At 65.6% G+C, this 4,103-nt stretch carries 4 protein-coding genes and 1 riboswitch; all 4 genes read right to left on the bottom strand.

Annotation, left to right across the window (positions count from 1 at the left end; all coding sequences use genetic code 11):
• On the bottom strand, positions 1-1,133 hold a 1,133-nt coding region (groL, locus tag ABZU75_RS45580; RefSeq protein WP_355569555.1), incomplete at its 3' end, for a chaperonin GroEL.
• 386 nt (positions 1,134-1,519) lie between these two features.
• Positions 1,520-1,720, bottom strand: coding sequence for a cold-shock protein (locus ABZU75_RS45575; protein ID WP_012895270.1), 201 nt, complete (start codon positions 1,718-1,720; stop codon positions 1,520-1,522).
• A gap of 356 nt (positions 1,721-2,076) precedes the next feature.
• Complete coding sequence (locus ABZU75_RS45570; protein WP_355569551.1) at positions 2,077-2,352, bottom strand: MoaD/ThiS family protein; 276 nt, start codon at positions 2,350-2,352, stop codon at positions 2,077-2,079.
• 22 nt (positions 2,353-2,374) lie between these two features.
• Positions 2,375-3,667, bottom strand: a complete 1,293-nt coding sequence (gene thrC, locus ABZU75_RS45565; protein WP_355569547.1) for a threonine synthase — start codon at positions 3,665-3,667, stop codon at positions 2,375-2,377.
• A 14-nt stretch (positions 3,668-3,681) separates the two neighbouring features.
• A riboswitch (SAM riboswitch) is annotated at positions 3,682-3,824 on the bottom strand.
• Positions 3,825-4,103: the final 279 nt, after the last annotated feature.

The raw sequence follows: 4,103 nt of genomic DNA, 5'->3' as shown, positions 1-4,103 counted from the left end.
ATGACGGCCACGCCGCCGGCCAGCTTGGCGAGACGCTCCTGGAGCTTCTCGCGGTCGTAGTCGGAGTCGGTGTTGTCGATCTCGGCGCGGATCTGATTGACCCGACCGGCGATCTGCTCGGCGTCACCGGCGCCGTCGACGATGGTGGTCTCGTCCTTGGTGACGATGACCTGACGGGCACGGCCGAGCTGGTCCAGCGTGGTGGACTCCAGCTTGAGGCCGAGGTCCTCGCTGATGACCTGGGCACCGGTCAGGATGCCGATGTCGCCCAGCATGGCCTTGCGGCGGTCACCGAAGCCGGGCGCCTTGACGGCGACCGAGCGGAACAGACCGCGGATCTTGTTGACGACCAGGGTGGCCAGGGCCTCGCCCTCGACGTCCTCGGCGATGATCAGCAGCGGCTTGCCGGCCTGCACGACCTTGTCGAGAACCGGGAGCAGGTCCTTGTTGGCGGACACCTTGGAGTTGACGACCAGGATGTACGGGTCGTCGAGGACGGCCTCCATACGCTCCGGGTCGGTCACGAAGTACATCGAGGTGAGGCCCTTGTCGAAGCGCATGCCCTCGGTGAGCTCAAGCTCCAGGCCGAAGGTGTTGCTCTCCTCGACGGTGATGACACCTTCCTTGCCGACCTTGTCCATCGCCTCGGCGATCATCTCGCCGATCTGCGGGTCACCCGCGGAGATGGAAGCGGTGGAGGCGATCTGCGCCTTCGTCTCCACGTCCTTGGCCAGCTTGGACAGCTCCTCCGAGACTCGCTCGACGGCGGCCTCGATGCCCTTCTTCAGGGACATCGGGTTGGCGCCGGCGGCGACGTTGCGGAGACCCTCGCGTACGAGAGCCTGAGCGAGCACGGTGGCGGTGGTGGTGCCGTCACCCGCGACGTCGTCGGTCTTCTTGGCGACCTCCTTGACGAGCTCGGCCCCGATCTTCTCCCACGGGTCCTCGAGCTCGATCTCCTTCGCAATGGAGACACCATCGTTGGTGATGGTGGGGGCGCCCCACTTCTTCTCCAGAACGACATTGCGGCCCTTGGGGCCGAGGGTCACCTTAACGGCGTCCGCGAGCTGGTTCATGCCACGCTCGAGACCGCGCCTGGCGTCCTCGTTAAACGCGATCATCTTGGCTGCCATACGGCTAGACCTCCCAGAGACAGGGTGGCTTGCACCGGACCGAGCCGACGCCCGCGACGGCATGTGGGCCCACGACTCCGTTCGGTGGGCCCCATCGCCTCGATCCAGGGTTGGCACTCTCTATGCGCGAGTGCCAACAATGTGTTTAGCACTCTACCTTGTCGAGTGCAAGCCACGATCCCTTGACCTGCGCCGCGCCCGGCGCGGACATCCGCTCCGGGCCACGTCAGCGCATGCTCCGCGTCATGCGGGCGTGCGTTCCGCGCAAAGCGAAGACCCGGCTCGCCGGTTGGGGAGGCGAGCCGGGCCTAGGTGGTGTGGATCCAGCGGACTGCGTTGCCGCGGGGTCCACCGACCCCTCCCTGCGGGTTCACGGGACGGCCATGTCAGACCGCCCGGACGGACTCCGCCTGGGGACCCTTCTGACCTTGGGTGATCTCGAACTCGACTCGCTGGCCCTGCTCGAGTGCACGGTAGCCATCCATCATGATCGCGGAGTAATGGACGAACACATCCTTACCACCGTCTACCGCGATGAAGCCGTAGCCCTTGTCCGCGTTGAACCATTTGACGGTGCCCTGCGCCACTTGCGACTCCTCTTACTGGACTTAAGGACGACGCCCATTCCTCGCGCGAAGTCCTCAATCTCCGGGGCGGACTTCGCCACATCGATCGTTCTCGACCATACCTGTGGGAACCGGTAGGGCAACAGAGTCAAGCACCAAACTAGCTCTTTACAAGAGCATTTAGTACGAGAGCACAGTTTGACTATCACTATTAGTTAGTTAAAGATTACATTATCTTTCCCCACCGCGAATACCGGTTTACCCCACAAAGCAGGACACCCGCACGCGGCCGGAGCCGGGCGGGTGTCATGGAGAGGCGTCGCGAGCGCCTCGGAAGGTGAGGCGGGTGCGACCGGCGCAGCGCGGGCGGGGGGGACTCAGCCCCCGGCGACCGCCGGGATGATGGAGATCTGGACGCCGGAGGGCGTGGCCGTGTCGAGGTTGTCGGCGAAGCGGACATCCTCATCTCCGACATAGACGTTGACAAAACGGCGAATCTTACCCGTTTCATCAAGAATTCGGGCGCCGACCCCCGGGAAGTCCGCGTCAAGCTTCTGGAGGACGTCGCGCAGGGTCTCACCCTCTCCGCTCACCTCGGCAGCACCATCGGTGTAAGTCCGGAGAATCGTCGGAATCCGCACAGAAACGCTCATAATTCAGTACCTTTCACGATTTCTAGGCGATTGCCGCACGGAATGCGTCAAGAGAGGGGCGAATCACAGCGGTGGGGCGCGCCTCGGCGGCCACCGCGTCGAGGGTCTTGAGACCGTCGCCGGTGTTGAGAACCACGGTCTCCGCCTCCGGGTCGAGCCTCCCTGCCGCGACCAGCTTGCGAAGCACGCCGACGGTGACACCTCCGGCGGTCTCGGCGAAGATGCCCTCGGTCCTGGCCAGCAACCGGATCGCGTCGACGATCTCGGGGTCGGTGACGTCCTCGACCGCGCCGCCGGTACGGCGGGCGATGTCCAGCACGTACGGGCCGTCGGCGGGGTTGCCGATCGCCAGCGACTTGGCGATCGTGTCCGGCTTCACCGGGCGGATCACGTCGTGGCCCGCCTTGTAGGCGGCGGAGACCGGGGAGCACCCCTCGGCCTGGGCCGCAAAGATCTTGTACGGCCTGTCCTCGACGAGACCGAGCTCGATCAGCTCCTTGAAACCCTTGTCGATCTTCGTGAGCTGGGAGCCCGACGCGACCGGCACGACGATCTGGTCGGGAACGCGCCAGCCGAGCTGCTCGGCGATCTCGTACGCCAGCGTCTTGGAGCCCTCGGCGTAGTACGGCCGGAGGTTGACGTTGACGAAGCCCCACTTCTCGCCCAGCTCGTCGCCGATGAGCTCCGAGCAGAAACGGTTCACGTCGTCGTAGGTGCCCTCGATGCCGATGAGCCTGCCCCCGTACACGGAGGCCATGACGACCTTGGCCTGCTCCAGGTCGGCGGGGATGAACACGCAGGCGTCCAGCCCGGCCCGCGCGGCGGCGGCGGCAGCGGCACCGGCCAGGTTGCCGGTGGAGGAGCAGGAGAGGGTGTGGAAGCCGAAGTTACGGGCCGCCTCGACGGCGATGGCCACCACGCGGTCCTTGAAGGAGTGCGTGGGGTTGCCGGAGTCGTCCTTCACGTGCAGCGAGCGCATGCCCAGCTCACGGGCGAGGTTGCCGGCGTTGACGAGCCTGGTCCAGCCGGGCTCCATGTTGGGCTTGGCGGCCACGTCGGCGGGGACGGGCAGCAGCGAGCGGTAACGCCAGATGTTGGCCGGCCCCTCGGCGATCTGCTCCCGGGTCACTCGCCCGAAGTCGTAGGCGATCTCAAGGGGCCCGAAACACTCGGCACAGGCGAAGCTCGGGCCGAGGTCGTAGCGGGCACCGCACTCGCGACAGGACAGGGCCACGGCGGGGCCGAACTGCTGGTTTTGCGTGTCTTCGACACGACCAAGCGAGGTGGTGGTGTTCTCAGTGGTTGCGAGCGCCATGAAGCGAGGCCTTTCCCTCATCTTCGTCTGCGGACCACCCTGGTCACAGACCGGAATTGGCACCTGTCCCGGCTGACCTCGTGTCGATCACGAGTCTTGAACCGGGATGGTTGCCGGGGCTTCGCAGGGCCGATCCCTCCACCCCTCTGGATGAGCAAATATTCAGTTGGAAACCTGACACGCAGGTCCTAAGCACTCTACATCGCCGTTCCGCCGTCTCGGCCACTTGTCTCACTCTACGAGACAGGGCGTGTTACCTGCCGGACAGAGCTCCCCAGCCCCAGGGTCGCTCCGCCACTGCCCGCAGGCACCGCACCACGGTGGACGTCCCGTGGAACCTCCCGCGGAAGGCGGATCAGGGGGCTTTGGTCTTCAGTGTGTAGGGGCTGGAGCCGCTCACGGAGACCACCTGGTAGCGGTAGAAGCCGGGCGGGCC

The organism is Streptosporangium sp. NPDC005286, assembly GCF_040607515.1.
Classification (GTDB): domain Bacteria; phylum Actinomycetota; class Actinomycetes; order Streptosporangiales; family Streptosporangiaceae; genus Streptosporangium.
Note: the sequence above shows the minus strand (reverse complement) of the source record. Positions and strands in the feature narration are given on the sequence as shown.

Excerpts from the sequence above, each read along its gene's own strand:
- ABZU75_RS45570 (WP_355569551.1), bottom strand. The coding sequence starts at position 2,352 with ATGAGCGTTTCTGTGCGGATTCCGACGATTCTCCGGACTTACACCGAT.
- thrC (WP_355569547.1), bottom strand. The coding sequence starts at position 3,667 with ATGGCGCTCGCAACCACTGAGAACACCACCACCTCGCTTGGTCGTGTC.